This window comes from Arthrobacter sp. SLBN-112, from assembly GCF_030944625.1.
Taxonomy (GTDB): domain Bacteria; phylum Actinomycetota; class Actinomycetes; order Actinomycetales; family Micrococcaceae; genus Arthrobacter.
On record NZ_JAUSXY010000001.1, the window covers coordinates 3440074 to 3463304 of the forward strand.

17 protein-coding genes are annotated in these 23231 nt (G+C 66.8%); 11 read left to right on the plus strand and 6 right to left on the minus strand.

What is annotated here, in order from left to right; genetic code table 11:
* Positions 1-224: 224 nt before the first annotated feature.
* The 5 genes from QF050_RS16045 to QF050_RS16065 all read left to right on the plus strand — a co-directional run bounded on the left by QF050_RS16045 (position 225) and on the right by QF050_RS16065 (position 6347).
* Complete coding sequence (locus QF050_RS16045) at positions 225-1748, plus strand: leucyl aminopeptidase (protein ID WP_308931311.1); 1524 nt, start codon at positions 225-227, stop codon at positions 1746-1748.
* A gap of 254 nt (positions 1749-2002) precedes the next feature.
* Positions 2003-3385 (plus strand): dihydrolipoyl dehydrogenase, encoded by a 1383-nt coding sequence (lpdA, locus tag QF050_RS16050; protein WP_308931312.1) that lies wholly within the window; start codon positions 2003-2005, stop codon positions 3383-3385.
* A 114-nt stretch (positions 3386-3499) separates the two neighbouring features.
* Positions 3500-5245 carry a 2-oxoglutarate dehydrogenase, E2 component, dihydrolipoamide succinyltransferase gene (gene sucB, locus QF050_RS16055; protein ID WP_308931313.1) on the plus strand — a complete coding sequence of 582 codons (1746 nt, stop codon included), beginning with the start codon at positions 3500-3502 and terminating at the stop codon, positions 5243-5245.
* Between the two features lie 154 nt (positions 5246-5399).
* On the plus strand, positions 5400-5768 hold the full coding sequence (locus QF050_RS16060) for a hypothetical protein (protein ID WP_308931314.1): 369 nt from the start codon (positions 5400-5402) through the stop codon (positions 5766-5768).
* A 150-nt stretch (positions 5769-5918) separates the two neighbouring features.
* Positions 5919-6347, plus strand: a complete 429-nt coding sequence (locus QF050_RS16065) for an OsmC family protein (RefSeq protein WP_308931315.1) — start codon at positions 5919-5921, stop codon at positions 6345-6347.
* A gap of 83 nt (positions 6348-6430) precedes the next feature.
* Here the strand turns inward: QF050_RS16065 and QF050_RS16070 are convergent, their stop codons facing one another.
* Positions 6431-9973 (minus strand): S41 family peptidase, encoded by a 3543-nt coding sequence (locus tag QF050_RS16070; protein WP_308931316.1) that lies wholly within the window; start codon positions 9971-9973, stop codon positions 6431-6433.
* Positions 9974-10046: 73 nt separating this feature from the next.
* Here QF050_RS16070 and QF050_RS16075 point away from each other — a divergent pair, with 73 nt between their 5' ends.
* A complete protein-coding gene (locus tag QF050_RS16075) occupies positions 10047-10949 on the plus strand; it encodes a TIGR01777 family oxidoreductase (RefSeq protein WP_308931317.1) in 903 nt (300 codons plus the stop codon).
* Positions 10950-10992: 43 nt separating this feature from the next.
* Here the strand turns inward: QF050_RS16075 and QF050_RS16080 are convergent, their stop codons facing one another.
* Positions 10993-12651 carry a protein kinase gene (locus QF050_RS16080; RefSeq protein ID WP_308931318.1) on the minus strand — a complete coding sequence of 553 codons (1659 nt, stop codon included), beginning with the start codon at positions 12649-12651 and terminating at the stop codon, positions 10993-10995.
* Positions 12652-12788: 137 nt separating this feature from the next.
* Here QF050_RS16080 and lipB point away from each other — a divergent pair, with 137 nt between their 5' ends.
* The 4 genes from lipB to QF050_RS16100 all read left to right on the plus strand — a co-directional run bounded on the left by lipB (position 12789) and on the right by QF050_RS16100 (position 15786).
* Positions 12789-13457 carry a lipoyl(octanoyl) transferase LipB gene (gene lipB, locus QF050_RS16085; RefSeq protein WP_308931319.1) on the plus strand — a complete coding sequence of 223 codons (669 nt, stop codon included), beginning with the start codon at positions 12789-12791 and terminating at the stop codon, positions 13455-13457.
* Entirely contained in the window at positions 13454-14473 is a 1020-nt protein-coding gene (gene lipA, locus QF050_RS16090) for a lipoyl synthase (protein WP_308931320.1), read from the plus strand. Before lipB ends, lipA begins: the two co-directional genes overlap by 4 nt.
* Before the next feature lie 88 nt (positions 14474-14561).
* Positions 14562-15314 (plus strand): DUF4191 domain-containing protein, encoded by a 753-nt coding sequence (locus tag QF050_RS16095; protein WP_308931321.1) that lies wholly within the window; start codon positions 14562-14564, stop codon positions 15312-15314.
* Between the two features lie 118 nt (positions 15315-15432).
* Positions 15433-15786, plus strand: a complete 354-nt coding sequence (locus QF050_RS16100; RefSeq protein WP_308932191.1) for a DUF3817 domain-containing protein — start codon at positions 15433-15435, stop codon at positions 15784-15786.
* Between the two features lie 12 nt (positions 15787-15798).
* Here the strand turns inward: QF050_RS16100 and QF050_RS16105 are convergent, their stop codons facing one another.
* A complete protein-coding gene (locus tag QF050_RS16105) occupies positions 15799-16236 on the minus strand; it encodes an RDD family protein (protein ID WP_308931322.1) in 438 nt (145 codons plus the stop codon).
* Between the two features lie 285 nt (positions 16237-16521).
* Here QF050_RS16105 and glnA (QF050_RS16110) point away from each other — a divergent pair, with 285 nt between their 5' ends.
* The gene (gene glnA / locus QF050_RS16110; RefSeq protein WP_308931323.1) at positions 16522-17946 is read left to right on the plus strand and encodes a type I glutamate--ammonia ligase; all 1425 of its coding nucleotides are present in this window, start codon (positions 16522-16524) and stop codon (positions 17944-17946) included.
* A 277-nt stretch (positions 17947-18223) separates the two neighbouring features.
* On the opposite strand, the gene QF050_RS16115 is transcribed toward glnA (QF050_RS16110), so the two are convergent.
* From QF050_RS16115 to glnA (QF050_RS16125), 3 genes are read right to left on the minus strand one after another with little or no spacing between them, the layout of a single operon-like run.
* Positions 18224-18769, minus strand: a complete 546-nt coding sequence (locus tag QF050_RS16115) for a GNAT family N-acetyltransferase (protein WP_308931324.1) — start codon at positions 18767-18769, stop codon at positions 18224-18226.
* A complete protein-coding gene (locus QF050_RS16120) occupies positions 18759-21770 on the minus strand; it encodes a bifunctional [glutamine synthetase] adenylyltransferase/[glutamine synthetase]-adenylyl-L-tyrosine phosphorylase (protein ID WP_308931325.1) in 3012 nt (1003 codons plus the stop codon). Before QF050_RS16120 ends, QF050_RS16115 begins: the two co-directional genes overlap by 11 nt.
* Before the next feature lie 9 nt (positions 21771-21779).
* Positions 21780-23120, minus strand: a complete 1341-nt coding sequence (gene glnA / locus QF050_RS16125; RefSeq protein ID WP_026266112.1) for a type I glutamate--ammonia ligase — start codon at positions 23118-23120, stop codon at positions 21780-21782.
* Positions 23121-23231: the final 111 nt, after the last annotated feature.

The window sequence follows — 23231 nt, forward strand, 5'->3', positions numbered from 1 at the left end:
CTTGCATAACGCGGCGGGGGTTCCGGGCATTCCGACACCACGTGTGGCGCACATCTCAGGAAATTCTCCCGCCATGGTGCGGAAGGGCTACGATCGGAACTGGCCTGCCAGGCGGGCTTGCACGCACCCGGAGCGGTCCAACAACGGCCGGAGCCGGGCCACCATGGCAGAGCGCCCAACATGCATCCCTGCCCGAACGTTTCGAGAATTGAGGACTCATCCCTGTGGTCAAGAATACTGAAATCAACCTTAGTACCGTCTCGCGGGACTTGAAGAAGAGCCCCAGCGATGCAGTGGTCATCGGGGTGGGGCAGGGAACCGACGGACCCGTCCTCTTGGACAACCCGTTGACGGCAAAGTCCGCTGAAGCCATCACGGACTCCCTCAAGGCGCTCGGCGTCACCGGAGCCGCAGACCAGCTGGTGCGCCTGCCGGGCCTGCCCGAAACCGGAGCCGGAATCCTGGTCCTCGCCGGCGTGGGCAAGGTCGCGGCCATGGAGCCTCTGTCTGGCGAGTCGCTTCGCCGCGCCGCGGGCTCGGCGGTCCGGCAGCTTGCGGGCCTGGCCACAGTCACCTTGGCGTTTCCGACGGCGACGGTGCAGGACGTCGCGGCTGTCGCCGAGGGTGCAGCGCTGGGCGCCTATGCCTTTACCGAGTTCCGGTCTTCAACGGACGGGCTTAAGGATCCCGTCCGCAATGCCGTGATCTTCACCGAGCTGGCCGGCAACGGCGGTGTGGACTCCGCGCTGAAGCGGGCCGGCCTGGTGGCCAAGGCAGTGAACGCAACACGGTCCCTGGTCAACACCCCGCCCAGCCACCTGTACCCGGAATCGTTCGCAGAGGCCGCCAAGGACCTGGCCAAGGGCCTGCCCGTGAAGGTGACCGTGTGGGACGAAAAGCGCCTGGAAAAGGAAGGCTTCGGCGGCATCATGGGCGTTGGCAAGGGCTCCTCGCGCCAGCCGCGGCTGGTCAAGGTCGAGTACTCCCCCGCCAAGGCCACGTCGAAGATCGCGCTCGTCGGCAAGGGCATCACGTTCGATACCGGCGGTATTTCCCTCAAGCCGGCCTTGAACATGGGCGACATGAAGAGCGACATGGCGGGGGCCGCCGTCGTCCTTAACACTGTCCTGGCCATCGCCGGGCTGGGCCTGCCCGTGAAGGCGACCGCCTGGCTGTGCATCGCCGAGAACATGCCCGGCGGTAGCGCCTCCCGCCCCGCCGATGTCCTGACCATGTTCGGCGGCAAGACCGTGGAAGTGCTTAATACGGATGCCGAAGGCCGCCTGGTCATGGCGGACGGCATCGTCGCCGCCAGCGGCGAATACCCGGACGCCATTATCGACGTCGCCACCCTCACCGGCGCGCAGCTCATTGCACTCGGCAACCGTACCGCCGGCATCATGGGCTCGGACAGCGTCACGGGCCCGCTCAAGGCTGCGGCCGACCGCGCAGGCGAACTGGTCTGGCCCATGCCCCTGCCGGAGGAACTGCGCCCCAGCCTGGACTCCCAGGTGGCGGACCTTGCCAACATCGGCGAACGGCATGGCGGAATGATGACAGCGGCGGTGTTCCTGCGCGAGTTCGTGGGTAAGGACAAGGCGGGCGCACAAATCCCCTGGGCGCACATCGACATTGCCGGGCCGTCGTTCAATAACGGCAGCCCGTACGGCTACACCCACAAGCAGGGCACCGGCTGCACCGTCCGGACCCTGGTTGCGTACGTCGAGGACATCCTCGCCGCGGCCTGATCAAGGGCTGGTGCACGGTGCCACGCGGCTTTGCGGCGGGGGTGATCCCTCCACCACAAAGCCGCGTGACACTGGCCACAAGCGCTCCACAAACGCGCCGCCAAGGTGGAGCATGGATAGGTGGTTCGCTAAGGTGAACCACGGTAGTCACAAATGCAAGAGAGTTGCCCTGCTGACATAATCACGGCAGTGCAAGTTCCAAGACCAGATGATGCGCGCTGATCGCGTCATCGTTCACGCGAGGGAGCGTTTTAGTGGCCGATCAGGCAACTGCGCAAGAATTCGACATCCTGGTACTCGGTGGCGGCAGCGGCGGGTACGCCGCGGCGCTGCGGGCGGTACAGCTGGGCCTTACCGTCGGCCTCGTGGAGAAGGGCAAGCTGGGCGGCACCTGCCTCCACAACGGCTGCATCCCCACCAAGGCCCTGCTGCACTCAGCGGAGCTGGCCGACCACGCCCGTGACTCCGCCAAGTACGGCGTGAACGTCACCCTCGACAGCATCGACATCAACGCTGTCAACGCCTACAAGGACGGCATTATCGCCGGCAAATACAAGGGCCTGCAGGGACTCATCAAGTCCAAGGGCATCACCGTCATCGAGGGCGAAGGCAAGCTGCAGGGCACAGACACCGTCGTCGTGAACGGCACCGCCTACAAGGGCAAGAACATCGTCCTGGCCACCGGCTCATACTCCCGCACCCTGCCCGGCCTGGAAATCGGCGGCAAGGTCATCACGTCGGACCAGGCCCTCACCATGGACTACATCCCCAAGAGCGCCATCATCCTCGGCGGCGGCGTCATCGGCGTCGAATTCGCCTCGGTCTGGAAGTCGTTCGGCGTGGACGTCACCATCGTCGAAGGACTCCCCTCCCTCGTTCCCAACGAGGACGCGACCATCGTGAAGAACTTCGAGCGCGCCTTCAAGAAGCGCGGCATCAAGTTCTCCACCGGCATTTTCTTCCAGGGCGTCGAGCAGAATGACGACGGCGTGAAGGTCACCCTCGTGGACGGCAAGACCTTCGAAGCCGACCTGCTGCTGGTGGCCGTTGGCCGCGGCCCCGTCACCGCCAACCTGGGCTACGAGGACGCCGGCATCACCATTGACCGCGGCTTCGTGATCACCAACGAGCGCCTGCACACGGGCGTCGGCAACATCTACGCCGTGGGCGACATTGTTCCCGGCGTGCAGCTGGCGCACCGCGGTTACCAGCAGGGCATCTTCGTTGCCGAGGAAATCGCGGGCCTGAAGCCGGTGGTCGTTGAGGACATCAACATCCCCAAGGTCACCTACTCCGAACCCGAAATCGCCACCGTTGGCTACACCGAAAAGGCTGCCAAGGAAAAGTTCGGCGAAGACCAGGTGCAGACGCAGGAGTACAACCTCGCCGGCAACGGCAAGAGCTCCATCCTGGGCACCTCCGGTCTGGTCAAGCTGGTCCGCCAGAAGGACGGCCCCGTGGTGGGTGTCCACATGATCGGTGCACGCATGGGCGAGCAGGTGGGCGAGGCCCAGCTGATCGTGAACTGGGAAGCCTACCCGGAGGACGTGGCCCAGCTGGTGCACGCCCACCCCACCCAGAACGAGGCCCTCGGCGAAGCCCACCTGGCGCTGGCCGGCAAGCCGCTGCACGGCTGATTTTCCACAGTATTACCAGGCCCGGTGCACCCGGCCGCGCAGACCGGGTGCACTAGGCTTCCACCATGGCAGCAATCATTCGCACTAAAGATCAATAAGGAGAACGGGGACGACATGTCTGAATCCGTTAACTTGCCCGCCCTCGGTGAGAGTGTCACCGAAGGAACCGTCACCCGCTGGCTCAAGCAGGTAGGTGACCGGGTAGAGGTGGACGAGCCGCTGCTCGAAGTCTCCACCGACAAAGTAGACACTGAAATCCCCTCTCCTGTAGCTGGCGTGATTGAAGAAATCCTGGTCGCTGAAGATGAGACCGCCGAGGTAGGCGCACCGCTGGTGCGTATTGGCGACGGCTCCGGCGGCAGTTCCGCGCCTGCCGAAGAAGCACCCGCCCAGGAAGCCCCCGCGCAGGAAGCTCCAGCCCAGGCTGAGGCGGCCCCCGCGCAGGAAGCACCTGCCGAGGAAGCTCCCGTCCAGGCAGCACCGGCTGCCGGCGGCGGCGACAGCCACGAGGTCACACTGCCCGCGCTGGGCGAAAGCGTCACCGAAGGCACCGTCACCCGCTGGCTGAAGGCCGTGGGCGACTCCGTTGAGGTGGACGAGCCGCTGCTGGAAGTTTCCACTGACAAGGTGGACACCGAGATTCCGTCTCCGGTGGCAGGCACCCTGCAGGAAATCCGGGTCAACGAGGACGAGACCGCCGAGGTTGGCTCCGTGCTCGCCGTTATCGGCTCCGGTGCTCCCGCTGCTGCGGCCCCGGCTCCGGCTGCCGCACCCGCACCCGAGGCCCCCAAGCAGGAGGCCCCCAAGCAGGAAGCCCCCAAGCAGGAAGCTCCTGCTCAGGCCGCAGCTCCCGGCCCTGCTGCTGCTCCCGCGCCGGCTGCCGCACCTGCTGCTCCGGCAGCCCAGGAGGCAGCCCCGGCCGGTGGCTCCGAGTCCGGCTATGTCACCCCCCTGGTCCGCAAGCTGGCCAACCAGCACGGCGTTGACATCTCCTCGCTGTCCGGCACCGGCGTCGGCGGCCGCATCCGCAAGCAGGACGTCATTGCCGCGGCAGAGGCAAAAGCCGCTCCCGCCGCAAGTCCGGCCGCAGCCCCTGCAGCGTCCGCTCCGGCCGCTTCCGGTGCTGCTGCCTCCTCCCTGCGCGGCACCAGCCAGAAGGCTCCCCGCATCCGCCAGGTCATCGCCCGGCGCATGCGTGAATCGCTGGAGATCTCCACGCAGCTGACCCAGGTCCATGAGGTGGACATGACCAAGGTCGCCAAGCTGCGTGCCCGGGCCAAGAACTCCTTCCAGGCCCAGAACGGTGTCAAGCTGACGTTCCTGCCCTTCATCGCCAAGGCCGTGGCCGAGGCCCTCAAGCAGCACCCGAAGCTCAACGCTGCGTACGACGAGGAAAAGCAGGAAATCACTTACCACAACGCCGAGCACCTGGCGATCGCCGTCGACACCGACAAGGGCCTGCTGGTACCGGTCATCGCCGATGCCGGCAACCTGAACCTTGCAGGACTGGCAGGCAAGATCGCGGATGTCGCTTCCCGCACCCGCGACGGCAAGATCGGCCCGGACGAGCTGTCCGGCGGCACGTTCAGCATCACCAACATCGGTTCCGTTGGCGCCCTGTTCGACACCCCGATCATCAACCAGCCGCAGGTGGGCATCCTGGGCACCGGCGCCATCGTCAAGCGGGCCGTTGTGGTTGCGGACGAGAACGGTGACGACTCGATCGCCATCCGCTCCATGATGTACCTTTCCCTGACGTACGACCACCGCCTGGTGGACGGCGCCGACGCGGGCCGTTTCCTCCAGACCTTGAAGGCACGCCTGGAAGAGGGCGCCTTCGAAGCGGACCTGGGGCTGTAACGCCGCCGGATTCAACGACGGCGGTGCCGGCGTGGGTGGGAAACCGCCCGCTGCCGGCGCCGCCGTCGCCGTTTAACCCGGCGCACTATACCTGCCGCCCGGCGCCAGCGTGGTTTTGCTACGTGGCGTAGAACTGACTGGCTAAGCTGGGTCCATGACCATACTTTTCTACATCCTGCTTTTCCTGCACATCGTCGGCGCCTCCATGGTGGTGGGTATCTGGATCGCCAACATGAAGACGCCCTCGGTCCACCCCCGTCAGCGTGACGGTGCCTTCGTCCAGTTGATAACCGGCATCGCCATGATGGGGCTCCTTCCGGTCCTCCACGGCCAGAACCCGGCCGAGTTCGATCCGAACTACGCCAAGCTGGGCATCAAGTTCGCTGTCGGCCTCGTGGTGGCAGTCCTGGCCGTCATTGGGACACGCAAGGTGAAGAACGGTCAGCCCGTCTCCACCGGCCTCGCCCACGGCGTGGGCGGCCTGGCCCTGGTCAACGTGGCCATCGCCACCATCTGGCAGTAAGCCCGCAGGAGCCGGCGCGTCCGGCCGTCCGGTCATAATCCTCTGAGAGCGGACAACCCGTGCACCCGGCAGGCGTGGTCCCTAGGATGGGAAACAGCGGGCCCGGCCGCGGGTGCCCGGCCCGAAATCGAATCGACGTTGAGGAGTGACATGGCGACAACACGCAACGCGCACACTGTATGGACCGGAAGCCTGACCGAAGGCTCAGGCAACACCACCCTGGACAGCTCCGGCCTGGGTACCTTTGATGTCACCTGGAAGGCGCGCACCGAGGCCGCCGGCGGAAAGACCAGCCCGGAAGAGCTGATCGCCGCTGCACACTCGGCATGCTTCTCCATGGCATTCAGCCACGAACTGAGCCAGGCCGGCTTCACACCCGAGGAAGTCAACACGAAGTCTGAGGTCGGCTTCCAGCCGGGTACCGGCATCACGGGCAGCCACCTGACCCTGACCGCCCGCATTCCGGGCATCTCGGAGGAGGACTTCCAGCGGATCGCCGAGGCCGCGAAGAAGGGCTGCCCGGTGTCCCAGGCCCTCACCGGCATCGAGATCACCCTGGATGCCACATTGCAGGCGTAGGCCGCGCCGGCATATACACGCGAAAAGGCCCTGCCCCGCCGGACATCCGGCGGGGCAGGGCCTTTCGTTTGCCCGCGGGAACTTTAGGCCGGGGCCTCAGCCTGGCTCCCCTGCCGGCGGGCCGGCAGCGGCGCAGGCTTCAGGCGGCGGTAACCCGAACGGACCGGCGGACGGTCGGTGGGCAGTTCCTGGATCATTTCCTTAAGCGCGCCGATGCCGTACTCAAGCTGGGGATCGCGGCCGGCGGCGTAGGCGTGCGGCGGGTAGGTCACCTCGATGTCCGGATCAACGCCGTAGTTTTCCACGCTCCAGCCGACCCCGCCGCCGAACCAGGTGGCATACCTGGGCTGGGTGACACCTGTGCCGTCTGCCAGGGAGAAGCGGTTGTCGATGCCCACCACACCGCCCCAGGTCCGCGTCCCAATCACGGGTCCAATTCCCCGCAGCTTGGAGACCTGGGTGATGATGTCGCCGTCGGACCCGGCGAATTCGTCGGCGAGGATGATCACCGGCCCGCGCGGCGCGTGGTGCGGATACGTCCGGGGCTTTTCCCCGCGCGGCATGCTCCAGCCGGTGACCTTGCGGCCGATCAGTTCGGCGACGAGCTGGGACGTGTGCCCGCCGCGGTTCCGGCGCACATCGACGATCAGGCCGTCCAGCGCGGTTTCCGTGTCCAGGTCCCGGTGCAACTGCGCCCAGCCATTGGCCATCATGTCCGGAATATGGAGGTAGCCGAATGTCCCGTTGGAGGCCTCCCGGACGGTGCGCCGGTTGCCGGCAACCCATTCCTGGTACCGCAACCGCTCCTCGTCCTTGACCGGCACGACGGCGACCCGCCGCTGGGTGCCCGCAGCCCCGCCGTGTCCCGGGCCGTTGAGCAGGGTCAGCTCCACCGCGCGGCCGGCGGCGCCCACCAACTGCATGGCAGGCGTGACGGCCTGTGACAAGGGGATGCCGTCAACAGCCAGCAGGATATCCCCGGCCTTGGCGCCGACGCCCGGCCGGGTCAGCGGCGAGGTCGCGAGGGGGTCGGAGGACTCACCGGCCAGGATGCGGGTGATCTCCCAGCCGTGCGGCGTGTGGGTGAGGTCTGCGCCGAGCCGGCCCTGCCCGCGGCTGCCGCGTTCGGTCACAGCGGCCGGGCGCACGTAGGCATGGGACGTGCCGAGTTCGCCGTGCAACTCCCACAGCAGGTCCACCAGGTCGTCGTGTGAGCCCAGGCGGTCCACCAGGGGCCGGTACCGGGCACGGATCGATTCCCAGTCCTGGCCGGCCATGTCCTCGGTCCAGAAGAAGTCGCGTTGCAGGCGCCAGGCTTCGTCGAACGCCTGTCCCCAGACGCTGAGCGGGTCCAGCAGGACCCTGATCCGGCCCAGGTCCACCTTGACGGCCTTGCCGGATTCCTCATCCGCCTTAGCATCGGACGGGACGGCAGTGACGTGCTTGTCCGAGACCAGGACCACCTTACTGCGGTCCCCGGACAGGCGGTAGCTGTCCACGGCGTCCACCAGCGTGGCCGGCTTGCGGCGGGCGATGTCGTACCGGACCAGGCTGGGGCGGGCGTCCTTGTCCTCCTGGCTGGCCTTGCCGTCGCCCGTTACACCGGCCAGGACGGAGTCGAGCCACAGGAGTGCGCCGTCAACGGCCTTCAATGAGCTGTAGTTGCCTTGGGGTACGGGAACCCCGATGACGCGGTGCGCCAGGCCCTCCGCGTCGACGTGGACGGCCGCCCCGCCGTGCTGCCCTTCGCTTGCGTCCGTGCCGCCCGTTCCCGCTTCGGTTGCCGGCTCCTCGCCGGCCGGATCCACCGACGGGCCAAAGGGCGACGGCGTGTCAGCCGCGAGTGCCACAAGGTAGGGCTTGATGGGGCTGGGGAAGGAGAGGTCGAACGAGTGCCCGTCATAGACGGGGTCGAAGCTGCGGTTGGAAAGGAACGCCAGGAACTTGCCGTCCGGGGTGAATGATGGGGAATCGTCACGGAAGCGCCCATCCGTGACATCCACGGGGTCCGCGTCGAGGTTGTCCACGGTGGCCAGGCGCAGGCGGCTGCGCGAGCCGAAGGACGTGACCGGCTCAGACCACGCCAGCCAGCGCGAGTCCGCGGACCAGGCCAGCTCGGAGATACTGCCTTCGCCGATGCTGGCGACCCGCGTGAGGTTTCCGGTGCGGGTATCGGCCACATGGACGTCGCCAAACGAGGTACCCAGGGCCACCCACCGGCCGTCCGGGCTGGCTTCGAGCGAGCTGGCCCGCGACGGCGTGGGGACCGCGATGCCGGTGTCCGCCGCATCTGCCCGGGCTTCCGCCGCGGCAGTTGAGTCTTCCGGTGCCACGTCCGCCTGGTGGTCGTCGTCAGAGGGAACATGCTGGGTGCCGCCCGCAAGCACTGCGGCACCGGAGGCCGGGACCGGCTGCGGCAGGCTGACTGTTTCCGGCCCCTCCCCGCCGGCTTGTCCGGCACCGGCGGAGTCGCCCGCGGCGGAACCCGACACAGCCTTTGCATCGCGTGCTTCCGCCTGCTGGGTCCCGTGCGGGACAGGTGCGGCGATGTCCTTGATGTGCAGCGCCTCGACGCCGTCGTGGTCGGCAATGTAGGCGATGCGGCCGTCGCCCAGCGGCCTGGGCAGCCGTCCGCGGACGCCGGGGGTTGCCTCGATGATGCGGGACGGCCCGTCTTTGTGGCGTACCCAGTGGATGGTTCCGTGCGACTCGACGGCGCTGGCGGCACCGGTGGTATCGGGTGCCACAGCGCCCAGGTGCTTGGTTGCATCGAGGAGTGCCGGGCGCCTGGTCTGCGAGGCGGAGCCCAGGGAGATGTCCAGCTTGACAGCGTCCGACCCAAGATCGTTCAGGACCCAGAGCTCGCCGGCGGATTCAAAGATGACCCGTTTGCCGTCGGTGGCGGCGTGCCGGACATAGAAGTCCTGGTGGTCGGTGTGCCGGCGCAGGTCCTCTCCGTTGGGCAGCACCGAGTAGAGGTTGCCGTAGCCCTCATGGTCGGAAAGGAAGGCGATCCGGCCATCGACCCAGAGGGGATCGGCGAGGTTGCCGTCCAGGTCCGGCAGCAGCCGCTCAAACTCGCCGTTGTCGTCGTTGTCGATCCACAATTTTCCGGCCGTGCCGCCGCGGTACCGCTTCCACCATGCCGGTTCGCGGGACAGCACCGTCCCCAGCACCACGGGGCGTTCGTCGCCTACTTCGGGGCCGAAGGCCACGGACTCGACCGGACCGTACGGCAACTCCTGGGCCCACCCGCCATCCAACGGGACGCTGTAGGCGTAGGTGTGCCGGCTTTCAGCCTGCCGGAACGCACTGGTGGCCACCACGGAACCGCCGGCGGTGAACCCCTTGACCCTTGTGCTGCTGTGCCCAAAGTACGTGAGCTGCCGGTACCCGCCGCCGTCGACCTGTGCCGAGACAACCTCCGGCGCTGTTCCCTGCACCACTGTCCACACCAGCCGCTCGCCGTCCGGCGTGAACCGGGGGTTGCGGGCGGGAAGCTGGAGGGACGAGACGCGCCAGGCCCGGCCGCCGTCCAGCGGCGCGATCCAGACGTCGTCCTCGGCCACGAAAGTGACCAGGTCGCCGTGCAGATGCGGGAAACGGAAGTAGCTCGAGGAAGTCATCGTTCGATCATAGTCAACCGCCGCGTGCCCCTGCGGGAGGTGCCGGAGCCGCGCTGCCGTGGTGAGATGGACCATGCATATCGTCATGGCCGGCGCCTCGGGGCTCATCGGCACCTCCATGTCCGCAGCCTTCCGCGATGCCGGCCACTCGGTGGTGACGCTGGTCCGCCGGACGCCCGCCGCCGCGTCCGAAATCAGATGGGATCCGGCGGCTGGCGTCCTGGACCCCGGCGCCCTTGCCGGCGCGGACGCCGTCGTCAACCTGGCCGGAGCCGGCATTGGCGACAGGCCCTGGACGCGGCGGAGGGTCGAGGAACTGTTCAGTTCACGGCTGGCACCCACCCGGACCCTGGTGCAGGCCATGGGTCAGCTGGAAACGCCGCCGGCAACCTTTATCAGCCAATCGGCGTCAGGTTACTACGGCGACGCCGGCAACACGGTCCTGCGCGAGGACGCACCTGCCGGTTCAGGCACCTTGGCACAGATCTGCGTCGAGTGGGAACGGGAAGCCAACCTGGCGCCCGAGGGTGTTCGCGTGCTGACGCCCCGGACCGGGGTGGTGTTCAGCCGTTCCGGCGGGGCACTGGGCAAGCTGCTCCCCCTGTTGCGGCTGGGCCTGGGCGGCCCGTTCGGCAACGGCCGCCAGTTCTGGCCGTGGGTGACGCTTCCGGATGTCTCAGCTGCCTTCCTGTTCCTTCTCGAATCCCGGGTGAAAGGGCCGGTGAACGTGGCGGCACCGGAGCAGGCGGACGTCAACGCGATCGTTGCGGCACTCGTCCATGCCCTCCACCGCCCCGCCGTGCTGCGGGTTCCGGCACCGGTCCTGCGGACGGTGATGCCCAGGCTCGCCGAGGAGCTTCTGCTGTTCAGCCAGCGGATGGAACCTGCGGTCCTGTCGGCAGCCGGCTTCCGGTGGCAGCACGGGAACCTCGACTCTGCCGCCCGCTGGGTCGCAGGGAAGGACAGCGGCAACTGACCGGGAGCACCGATGCCGGACGGCCGGGGATCCGTCACCCGCTTCACCCGCCCGGAAGGATGTCGCTGATCCTCCACTGGCCGTCAACGGACACCAGGACCAACCTGAGGCGCTGGGCCGGGCTGGCTGCGCCTGCCGCCAGCACCTCGTCCTCCGCACTCATGGCCTGGTAGCCGGACGAGGCGGAGGTCAGACGGACCACGGCACGGCCCTGCGTCGAGCCGGATTCGGGCGTGACGTCCGAAACCGTAGTGGTGAAACCGTCGAGGCGCTGCCCGGAGGCACCCAGTTGCCCGGCAATGTCCTGGTCCGCCGCGGCGGCGGGCGAACCGGGCGCGTTGACGGCGGACAGCAGTTCCACGCTGCCGGTATGGAGGGCGTAGTCGCGCAGCGCTGCCAGCCCCCGCACAGCCACCAAGGGGTCGGCAGCCGCGGCCTGCTGCCGGGCCTCGCCAAGCACGCCGGCAAGGCCGTTTTCGCCGTCATGGCCTGACGTGGCTGGAACAGACGAAGCGTGGGCAGCGGAGTCCACCGGCATGCCCGGTGCAGCCTCGCCGCGCCAGGGTCCTGCACCACCGGAAGCGGACAGCCACCATATTCCCGCCGCCACGGCCACTGCCGGCAAGGCGACCCGGGCCGTCTGTCGGGGGATTCGTGATGCCTGGGTCCCGACTGGTCCGGCCGCATGTTTTCCGTGCGATGCTGCCTCGGCCCGGGTGATGGGAAAGGGGCGGTTCCGTGCCCGCGATCCCGGCCCGGACCATCTTAAGGTTGAGGCCCGCCGGCGCAGGCTCCCGAGTTTCGTACCCAGGGCCGTACCCTTCGATGAGGCGGGCATATTTCGGCGGGTGAGCAACTCCGGCAGGACCGTGGGATGGACGGCACCCGAGAGGTCCAGCGGCAGTGGCGCCGCGCTGCGGTAGACGGCAGTACCCAGCGCCATGGCAGTGGGCCGTAACCGGCGGTCCTCGTTCAACCCCTGTTCGAGGGCTGCGGCAAGCTCCTTCGGGACGCCGGGAACCAGCAGGGACAACGGCGGCCGGTCCAGCGTACGGCCGGGCACTTCGCCCGTCAGGCAATACCAGCCGAGCGCTGCCAGCGAGAAGACATCACGCTCGGGCTGAAGCCCCGCGCGGACGGCATCTACGGGTGACGGGTCAAGGAAGCCGGCGGTTCCAGCCGTCAACGCACCGCCTGGATCGCCGAGCATCCGGGCCACGCCGACGTCGGACAGCATCGGTTTCCCTTGCCCGGTGAACAGTACGTTCCCGGGTGAAACGTCCGAGTGTGTAAACCCTTGTCCGTGCAGGTAGCCCAGGGCCTGCGCAATGGGCGTCAGCACGGTAACGCTCTCCCCCACGCTCAACCTGCCCCGGGAAGCCACCAACTGCGCCAGCGAGCCACCGGCGGCATAGTCCATGGTCAGGGCCGTCCCGGTCCGCGGCGCCACCACACGCACGGCGTCGTGGGCCCTGATGAGGTGCGGGTGGTCCAGGACCGAAAGAATGCGGATCTCCCTCCGCACCTCTTCCTCCCGCACGCCCGGCCCCGGGACCCCCGTACCTGAGGTGCGGAAGCACTTGAGCGCGTACGCCCTGCCCGTACGTTGTTCCGTGCCCAGCCACACGTCCGCGCTGCCGCCGCGGCCCAACAGCCGGCCGACGTCGTAGCCCGGAACCTCTGGCGCTTGTGCAACATCCATAGTCCATGTCTAGCGGAATCCCGGCAGGGCTGCAGAAGTTATCCACAGGCACTCGCCGCAGCAGTCACATTGGGTGCCTGCGGTGAGCTTGGACACTAAACCGGGCCGGAACGGCTGCGGGGTCTAAGCTGGATCCCATGACTCTTGAGTTTTCACAGCTGGGTCTTGCCCCCGACTTCGTTGACTACATGGAAGGCTGGGAAGCCCAGCGCGAACTCCATGACAAAGTTGTCGCCGGAGTTGCCCCCAGTACAGTCCTGCTCCTGGAGCACGCAGCCGTCTACACGGCCGGCAAGCTCACCGAGGACCACGAGCGGCCATTTGACGGCACCCCGGTCGTCTCCGTGGACCGCGGCGGCAAACTCACCTGGCACGGCCCCGGGCAATTGGTCGCCTACCCCATCCTGAAGCTAAAGAACCGCGCCGGCATCCGCGACTACGTGGAGCGCCTCGAAGACATCATGATCACGGTCATGGCGGACTACGGCATCAACGCAGAACGCATCAAGGGACGGGCCGGCGTCTGGATCAAGGCAGACGCCAAGGGCCCCGACCGCAAGATTGCCGCTATCGGCATCCGGGTCCTGAACGGCGTCACCATGCACGGCATTGCCATCAACTGCAGCAACGACCTTGCCCCCTATGGCCAGATCATCGCCTGCGGCATCACCGACGCAGGCGTGACCACCATGTCGTTGGAAACAGGACAGGACATCCGTCCGGCCCACGTCGTGGACCGGTTCGTGGAGGAATTCCACAAGCACGAAGAAGCATTGGTTTCGAGCCCTGAAGGAGCTCTACTGTGACATTGGCACCTGAAGGCCGGAAGATGCTGCGGATCGAGCAGCGCAATGCTGCCGTTCCGGTGGAGCGGAAGCCGGAATGGATCAAGGCCAAGGTCCAGATGGGCCCGGAGTTCGTCGGGCTGAAGAACCTGGTCAAAAAAGAAGGCCTGCACACCGTCTGCGAGGAAGCCGGCTGCCCGAACATCTTCGAATGCTGGGAAGACAAGGAAGCGACCTTCCTGATCGGCGGCTCCGAATGCACCCGCCGCTGCGACTTCTGCCAGATCGACACCGGCAAACCCTCCCCCGTGGACATGTTCGAACCCACCAAAGTGGCCCGCTCCGTCCAATCCATGCAACTCCGGTACGCCACCGTCACCGGCGTCGCCCGCGACGACCTCGCAGACGAAGGCGTCTGGCTCTACGCCGAAACCGTCCGCAAAATCCACGAACTGAACCCCGGCACCGGCGTCGAACTGCTCATCCCGGACTTCTCCGGCAACCCCGACCACATCAAGGCGATCTGCGACTCCAAACCCGAAGTCTTCGCCCACAACGTCGAAACCGTCCCCCGGATCTTCAAACGGATCCGCCCCGCGTTCCGCTACGACCGCTCCCTGGACGTCATCACCCAAGGCCGGAACCTGGGCATGGTCACCAAATCCAACCTCATCCTGGGCATGGGCGAAACCCGCGAGGAAATCTCCGAAGCCCTCCGCGACCTCCACCAGGCAGGCTGCGACCTGATCACCATCACCCAATACCTCCGCCCCTCCGAACGCCACCTGCCCGTGGACCGCTGGGTCAAACCCCAGGAATTCGTGGACCTCCAGCACGAAGCCGAAGAAATCGGCTTCCTCGGCGTCATGTCCGGCCCCCTGGTCCGCTCCTCCTACCGCGCCGGCCGCCTCTGGGCCACCGCCATGCGCAAAAAAGGCCGCGACATCCCCGCCGAACTCGCCCACATCGCCGACGGCATCCAAGACTCCGGCACCACCCGCCAGGAAGCCAGCACCCTCCTCGCCTCACATTCCTGACCTCCTCTGCGAGGACTGGCAAAGGGCCGGACACCGGAAGATTCCGGCGTCCGGCCCTTGCGTTTAAGTCACGTAGAATTGAGGCACTATGGCTAAATCCCCTGACTCCAGCAACTCCACCCCGGCGGGCTCCAGCGCGGTGAAGCGCGGCCTGTTCACGCGCAAGCCGAAGGAAGCGAAGGCCAAGAAGCCCAGCAGGCTTAAGCAGATCGGCGAGGTCTTCACCATGACCCGCCGCCACGACCCCATGGTTCCGTGGCTGATGCTGTTGGCATTCCTGGGCGTTGTGGCTGTGAGCTTCCTGGTGGGCTTCTGGCTGGATAACTGGATCACCGGCCTGATCATCGGTATTCCGCTGGGCCTGCTGGCAGCCACATTCATTCTGTCCCGCCGCGCTGAGCGCGCAGCGTTCGCGCAGATCGAAAACCAGCCCGGCGCCTCCGGCGCCGCCTTGGGCACGCTCCGCCGTGGCTGGATTACCGAGGAACAGCCCGTGGCTGTCAATCCTCGCACGCAGGATGCCGTGTTCCGTGCGGTGGGCCGTCCCGGCGTCGTCCTTGTCAGTGAAGGCCCCACCCACCGGGTAAAGCCGCTGCTGGATGCCGAACGCAAGCGCCTCGCCCGGATCCTGCCCAACGTTCCGGTCCACACCATCCAGACCGGGCACGGCGAAGGCCAGGTCCCGCTTAGCCAGGTGGCCAAGAAAATGGGCAAGATGAAGAACGAACTGACCAAGCTGGAAGTCAGCACTGTGTCCAAGCGCATCGCTTCCATGGGCACCCGGCTTCCGATCCCCAAGGGAATAGACCCCTACAAGGCCCGTCCCAACCGCGGACGCTAACTGGCCGAACGCCCCGGTACCGGCATCGCCGGGCGCCGGGGCGTTTTTTCTTGCCGCCGAACCGGCGGCACCCACCATGTGACGGACCGTGCATCTAACCAACGACAGGAACACCACCATGCCGCTGAGGACCACAGTGGTCCGGGCCTTCCGGATCCTTGCCATCGCCGAAGCCTGCAGTTGGGCAGCGCTGCTGGCCGGGATGTACTTCAAATGGATCGCCGGAACCACAGAGCTTGGCGTCCAGGTGGCGGGGCCCGTCCACGGCGCCCTGTTCATGGGCTATGGGCTGGCAGCACTGATGCTCTGGCGCGTGGAGCGATGGCCCTTCCGGGTGGCGGCACTGGCAGGTTTCTCCGCGGTCTTCCCGTTCGCAACCATCCTGTTCGAGCGCTGGGCCGGGCGTCGCGGCTACCTTGACACCGCGTTGCCGGAGAGCACCCCCGACCGCCTCGCGTCCAGCCGCAGCTGACCGCCTTGGCACCTACCGGCGGATCAGCAGCGTATTCATCGCCTTGTCATGAAGTCCGCGCTGGTCGGGGTCGAAAATGACGGCGGGGATGACCAGGCACAGCAGGACCGTCCTCACCAGGGCGGCGAGCGGTCCGGGCGTGCCCCCACCCGGCCTCACCACGGCAATGCCCATGATGCGGTGGCCGATGCTGTAGCCAAGGGTTCCCACCAGCAGGATCTGTTCGATGGCGAAGACCGCAAGCGTGGCCCAGGAGTCACCGCCGAACGCAAAGTTGCTGATCAGGAGCGCAATGCCCCAATCGATCATGATCGCGACGATCCTGCGTCCTGCCCGTGCGATGGAGCCGGGACCGGACTCCGGCAGGCCCAGCCGCTCACCCGGATATTTGGAGACGCCGGACGTATCCGGTCCGCTGAGCCAGGAACCAATGTCTTTGCGATCTACCACCATCCAAGCCTACCGGCCCTGCGGCAGGTGGGCGCCCACAGTGTGGATGGGGTTGGACCACACTGTGGACCGGCGATAGCGTTTCCATAGCAGGGCATTCTGTAACCTGCCCGAAACAATGCGGACACGGACGGGAAATGCCGGATCCATAGGCTGTGAGAAGTTTCAAGCAAATCCCCTCGGCAGGTGTACCAGCAGGGAAAACCTTGCGTTCTCCCTGCCTTTGGATTGCGCTGGACCACATGGCTTGCATGCCAGATATTTACATATGCGTTAGGAGCATAGATGTTCAAGACTGCGGACGAAGTCCTCAAGTTCATCAAGGACGAAGATGTAAAGTTCGTCGATATCCGCTTCACCGATCTTCCGGGCGTCCAGCAGCACTTTAACGTCCCCGCAAAGAGTGTTGACGCCGATTTCTTCGTCAACGGCCAGCTCTTCGACGGTTCCTCCATCCGCGGCTTCCAGGGCATCGCCGAATCTGACATGCAGCTGATCCCGGACGTGACCACCGCGTTCCTGGACACCTTCCGCATGGAGAAGACGCTCGCGCTGAACTTCTCGATCGTGAACCCGCGCACCGGCGACCCCTACCACCGCGACCCCCGTGGCGTGGCTGAAAAGGCAGAGGCCTACCTGGCCTCCACCGGCATCGCCGACACCGCGTTCTTCGCTCCCGAAGCCGAGTTCTTCGTGTTCGACAACGTCCAGTACCAGTCCTCACCGCAGGGCAGCTTCTACAAGATCGACTCCGAGGAAGCCCACTGGAACACCGGCCGCGAGGAAGAGGGCGGCAACCTGGGCTACAAGACCCCCGTCAAGGGCGGTTACTTCCCGGTCTCCCCCACCGACAAGCAGGCGGACCTGCGCGATGCTATGTGCGTTGCCCTGGACGAAGCCGGCCTTGAGGTCGAGCGCAGCCACCACGAAGTTGGATCCGCCGGCCAGGCCGAGATCAACTACAAGTTCACCACCCTGACCCACGCGGCCGATGACCTGCAGAAGTTCAAGTACGTCATCAAGAACACCGCAGACGCCTGGGGCAAGTCAGTTACCTTCATGCCCAAGCCGGTCTTCGGTGACAACGGCTCGGGCATGCACTGCCACCAGTCGCTGTGGAACGGCGGCGAGCCGCTGTTCTACGACGAGAAGGGCTACGCCGGCCTGTCCGATACCGCCCGCTGGTACATCGGCGGCCTGCTCAAGCACGCGAACGCCGTCCTGGCCTTCACCAACCCCACGGTGAACTCCTACCGCCGACTGGTCAAGGGCTTCGAAGCCCCGGTCAACATGGTCTACTCGCAGGGCAACCGCTCCGCCGGTATCCGTATCCCCATCACGGGCACCAACCCCAAGGCCAAGCGCATCGAGTTCCGCGCACCGGACCCCTCCTCCAACCCGTACCTGGCCTTCGCTGCGCAGCTGATGGCCGGAATCGACGGCATCCGCAACCGCATCGAGCCGCCGGCTCCGATCGACAAGGACCTCTACGAGCTCCCCGCCGAGGAAGCCAAGGACATCCCCAAAGCCCCGGGCACGCTCGAAGAAGCCCTGGAAGCCCTGGCCGAGGACAACGAGTTCCTGCAGGCCGGCGGCGTGTTCACCCAGGACCTGATCGACACCTGGATCGAGTACAAGTACGAGAACGAGATCCGCCCGTTGTCGCTGCGCCCGAACCCCTACGAGTTCGAGCTCTACTACGGCGTCTAGCCTGCAGCCTGCCTGCCAGGCATGCTGACGTAACGAAAGGCGGCCACCGGAACCATCCGGTGGCCGCCTTTTCGCGTTCATGGCTCCCGTCTCCCGGAACGGCGGGCCGCAAGGTGGGGGCCCGGCTCCAGACGTGCTGAGACCGGGAGCCGGCCCCCCTGACGAATGCCCCCCGAGACGAAGACTCAGTACAGCCTTCCCCCCAACAAGGTTGAAGAACACCGCCAATCCACATGATCGGGCAAACGCTTGCTGAGCGCAATGCCGGTCCGGCGCGTTACGGCTGCGCCACGCCACCGAAACTGTGGAACATGGTCCGTTGCGGCCCGGCGGACCCACCCAGGTACGGTCCGGCGTCGACGAAACCGGCGCGCCGGTAAGCGGACAGTCCGGCAGGGTTTGCCTCGTTGACGGACAGGACGACGCCGGACTCACCGCTGTGCTGGCGCGCGGTCAGCCGGCGGGCGGCGTCCACGGCAGCGGCGGCCGCGAGCGACCCAAGCCCTTTGCCCTGGTGCCTCCGGTCGATGAGGAAGCCACGGAGCAGCCAGGCTGAATGGTCGTCAGGCCAGCCGGCCAGTCCTGCCGCCCCCAGCTGGAGCGTCAACACGCCTGCGGCGGCTCCTGACGCCTCCACCACATACGGCCGCCGTGACTCTTCTTCCAGCCCTGCCAGAGTCATCCGCAAAGGATCGCCGACAAAGCGCTCCTGGCCGGGCTGCAGCCCCATGCCGGCGATGGCACCGAGCTGGATGGCGCGGGCGTCGGAGTCGAGGTCGCGCAGCGGGATGAGCCAGACCCAGTCCCGGGCCTTACTGGCCATAGAAGACGCGTTCAAAGACAGCCCGGGCCCGCCGGCTTACCCTCAGGTAGTCCTCCTCCAGCGCTGCGGCCCGGCCCGGCTCGTAGCCGCACCAGCGCGCTACCGCTTCGAGGTCCCGGCGGGAAGACGGCAGGAGGTCTGAGGCTTTGCCACTCCAGATAACGTTGGCGGACCGGATACGGCTGGCCAGCCGCCAGGCGTCGGCCAGGAGCCCCGCGTCGCCGTCCTCCAGTAACCCCAACCGCGCGGCCGCGGCCAAAGACTCCAGGGTCGACGTGGTCCGCAGCTCCGGGTGCCTTCCGGCGTGCTGGAGTTGCAGCAGCTGTACCAGCCACTCGACGTCGCTCAGCCCGCCACGGCCCAGTTTCAGGTGGCGTGCGGGGTCGGCGCCGCGCGGCAGCCGCTCGGATTCCACCCTGGCCTTGATCCGCCGGATCTCGCGCACGTCCTGGTCGGAAATCGACGCCGGATACCGGATGGGATTGATCAGCTCAAGAAAATCAGCGGCGAGGCTATCGTTGCCGGCCATCGGGCGTGCCCGCAGCAGTGCCTGCGCCTCCCAAATCAGGGACCAGCGGCGGTAGTACTCGGCGAAGGAGTCCAGGGAACGCACCATGGCCCCGTTCTTGCCCTCCGGCCGGAGGTCGGCGTCCATCTGCAGCACGCGTTCGGCCATGATGGCCGGTCTCAAGGGCTGGGTGAGCAGGCTGGATACCTTGGCCACGAGGCGGGTGGCCTGTTCCTGGGCCTCGGCCTCGGTGAAGCCCGGGAGGGCCCGGTGCACGTACATGACGTCGGCGTCGGAGCCATAGCCGATCTCCCGGCCGCCCTGACGGCCCATGGCCACCACCAGCACTGTGGTCTTGAGCGGGCCGCCGGCGGAAACGATCCCCTCCGCCACCCTGAGCGCGCCCAGGACGGCTGCACGGTCAGTGTCCGCCAGCGCCCTGCCCACCTGGTCCTGGTCAAGCAGGCCTGCCGAGTCGGCGATGGCAATGCGCAGGATCTCCCGGCGCCGGATCAGGCGGATCAGGCGCATGGCGCTCTCCGGGTCCGCGTGCCGGGACATCTTGGCGGTAATTTCCTGCCACTGGGCTTCGAAGCCCACCGGAACCAGGTCCTTGTCCTGCCCCAGCCATGCCACGGACTCCGGAGATACTTCCAGCAGGTCGGCGATCAGCCGGGAGTTGGACAGCATGTGGCACAGGCGTTCAGCGGCAGCGTTGGAGTCGCGCAGCATGCCCAGGTACCAGTGCGTGGTGCCCAGTGCCTCGCTGACGCGCCTGAAGGCGAGCAGCCCGGCATCGGGATCAACCCCTTCCGCGAGCCAGTCCAGCAGGATGGGCAGCAGCTGCCGCTGGAGCGCAGCGCGGCGGCTGACGCCGGCCGTCAATGCCTCGATGTGGCGCATCGCCCCTTGCGGGTCCCGGTAGCCGAGGGCGGCAAGCCGCCCTTGGGCTGCTTCCGGGGTCAGCTTTGCGTCCTCGGTGCTGAGCTTGGCCGCGGTGTTCAGCAGCGGCCGGTAGAAGATGCGCTCATGCAGTTCCCGGACCGAGCGCTTGGTCCGCTGCCACGCGGACAACAGTGCATCGGGTCCCGGCCGTTCGTTGGAGAAGGGCCCCAGCACGGCCTTGGCCAGGGAGCGCAAGGCCGGCTCCGCCACGGGCATGAGGTGGGTTCGGCGCAGCTGGAAGAGCTGGATCCGGTGTTCCAGCAGGCGCAGGTACCGGTACGCGTTGTCGAACGCAGCAGCGTCGGAACGCCCGATGTAGCCCCCGGCCGACAATGCGGCGATCGCCGAGGTGGTGTCCCGTCGTCGTAATGACTCATCGGCCTTGCCGTGCACCAGCTGAAGCAGCTGGACGGTGAATTCGACGTCCCGCAGGCCGCCGCGGCCCAGCTTGATCTGCCGTTGTTCCTCCGCTGGCGGAATGTGCTCTGTCACCCTCCGCCGCATGGCCTGGACGGATTCAACGAAGCCGTCCCGCCCCGCCGAGTTCCAAATCAGGGGCGCCACGGCTTCCTCGTACCTGCGGCCCAGCACGGCATCACCGGCCATGGCGCGGGCCTTCAGCAGCGCCTGGAATTCCCAGCTTTCAGCCCATCTGGCGTAGTACGTTTCATGCGAGGCAAGGGTGCGGACCAGCGGACCGGACTTGCCTTCGGGACGCAGGTTCGCGTCCACTTCCCACAGTCCGGGTTCCCGGGCCACCGACGAGATGGCCCTCGAAATGCCGCTGGCCAGGGCCGTGCCGATGGTGTTGGCGTCCGCGTCCTCCAAGCTGCCGGCGTCCACCACATAAATAACGTCGACGTCGGAGATGTAGTTCAGCTCGCGGGCGCCGCATTTGCCCATGCCGATGACGGCGAGGCCGACGTCGGCGACGTCGGCGGCGCCGTACTGGCCGGACGCTTCGGCACGGGACACAGCGAGGGCGGCTTCGATGGCGGCCGCCGCGAGGTCCGCAAGTTCACGGCCGACAGACGGCAGGAAGTCCAGCGGATCCGCAGCGCACAGGTCCTTGACGGCCAGGTCCACCAGCCCGCGCCGGTACGCCGTGCGCAGGGCGGCGTAGGCGTCGACTCCGGTCACGGCGGCGACGGGACGGGCGGCGCGTGGGTCGGCGCCGACTGATTGCAAAAGTGTTGCCCGAAGCCGGTCAGGATCGGCCGGCAGCGGCTCGGGACTGGCACGGACCCAGAAGGCGTCCAGGTGTTCGGGGTGCCGGATCAGGAACTCCCCCAGCGCTTCGGAGGCCCCAAGGACCCTGTACATCGGCTCGCTGGCCTCCGTCCCGGCGGCGGCCAGCTCCCGGAGCTGCGGATGCTTTTCGATCAGACGGACCAAGGACTGCAGGGCAGTATCCGGGCTGGCCGCAAGCTGCAGCCCGGCGAAGAGCGTGTCCTGGTCCAGCCCCTCGAGTTCGCGCGCGGCCAGGAACCGTTCGCCCTTCTCCAGGTCGCTGAATCCGGCCGCGATGAGGCGGCGTGCCAGACTCACGCCGGGCACCTAGAGGATGCCGAGGTTGCGCTGCAGCTCGTAGGGCGTCACCTGCAGGCGGTAGTCCTGCCACTCGGCGCGCTTGTTGCGCAGGAAGTGCTCGTAGACCTGCTCGCCGAGGATTTGCGGCATCAGCTCCGAGTCCTCCATGGAGCGGATGGCATCGTGCAGGCTTGCCGGCAGCGGATCGTGGCCCATGGCTCGGCGTTCGGCCGAGCTGAGCGACCAGACGTCGTCCTCGGCGGCTGCCGGCAACTCGTAGCCTTCCTCGATGCCCTTCAGCCCTGCACCGAGCAGGACGGCATAGGCAAGGTAGGGGTTGGCCGCGGAATCAATGCCGCGGTACTCGATGCGGGCGGACTGGCCCTTGCCCGGCTTGTACAGCGGCACGCGGACCAGTGCGGAACGGTTGTTGTGCCCCCAGCTCAGGTAACTCGGAGCTTCGCCGCCACCCCAGAGCCGCTTGTAGGAGTTGACGAACTGGTTGGTGACCGCCGTGAACTCGGGGGCGTGCTTGAGGATGCCGGCAATGAACTGCCGGGCCGTCTTGGACAACTGGAACTCGGCACCTGCCTCGAAGAACGCATTGCTGTCCCCCTCGAACAGCGAGAAGTGCGTATGCATGCCGGAGCCGGGGTGATCGGTGAACGGCTTGGGCATGAAGGTGGCGTAGGTTCCCTGCTGCAGGGCCACCTCCTTGATGACCGTGCGGAACGTCATGATGTTGTCCGCGGTCTGCAGTGCGTCGGCGTAGCGAAGGTCGATCTCGTTCTGGCCGGGACCGCCTTCGTGATGGCTGAACTCCACCGAGATTCCCACCGATTCCAGCATGGTGACGGCGGTGCGGCGGAAGTCCTGGGCCACGCCTCCGGGAACGTGGTCGAAGTAGCCGCCCTCATCCACCGGAACGGGTGCGCCGTCCGGACCCGGCTCCTGGGACTTCAGCAGGTAGAACTCGATCTCGGGATGCGTGTAGCAGGTGAAGCCCATGTCCGCAGCCTTGGCAAGGGTCCGCTTGAGGACGTTGCGCGGATCAGCGGTGGAGGGCTCGCCGTCGGGAGTCAGAATGTCGCAGAACATGCGTGAGGTCTGCTCCGTCTCGCCGCGCCACGGCAGGATCTGGAAGGTTGCCGGGTCCGGCTGCAGCAGCATGTCCGATTCGAAGACGCGGGCCAGGCCTTCGATGGAGGAACCGTCGAAGCCGAGGCCTTCCTCGAAGGCTCCTTCGACTTCCGCCGGCGCCAGCGCCACGGACTTCAGCGATCCCACGACGTCGGTGAACCACAGCCGCACGAAACGTACGTCGCGCTCTTCGATCGTGCGCAGGACAAATTCTTGCTGGCGGTCCATGATGGCCTCTTCTCCGGTCAACGTTCGTGCTCCGGGGCCCGCGCAAAGGGGAAAGCCGGCAGCAGTTCACCAACACTGTACTAATCATTCGGCGCCGATGCTTGAGCCTGC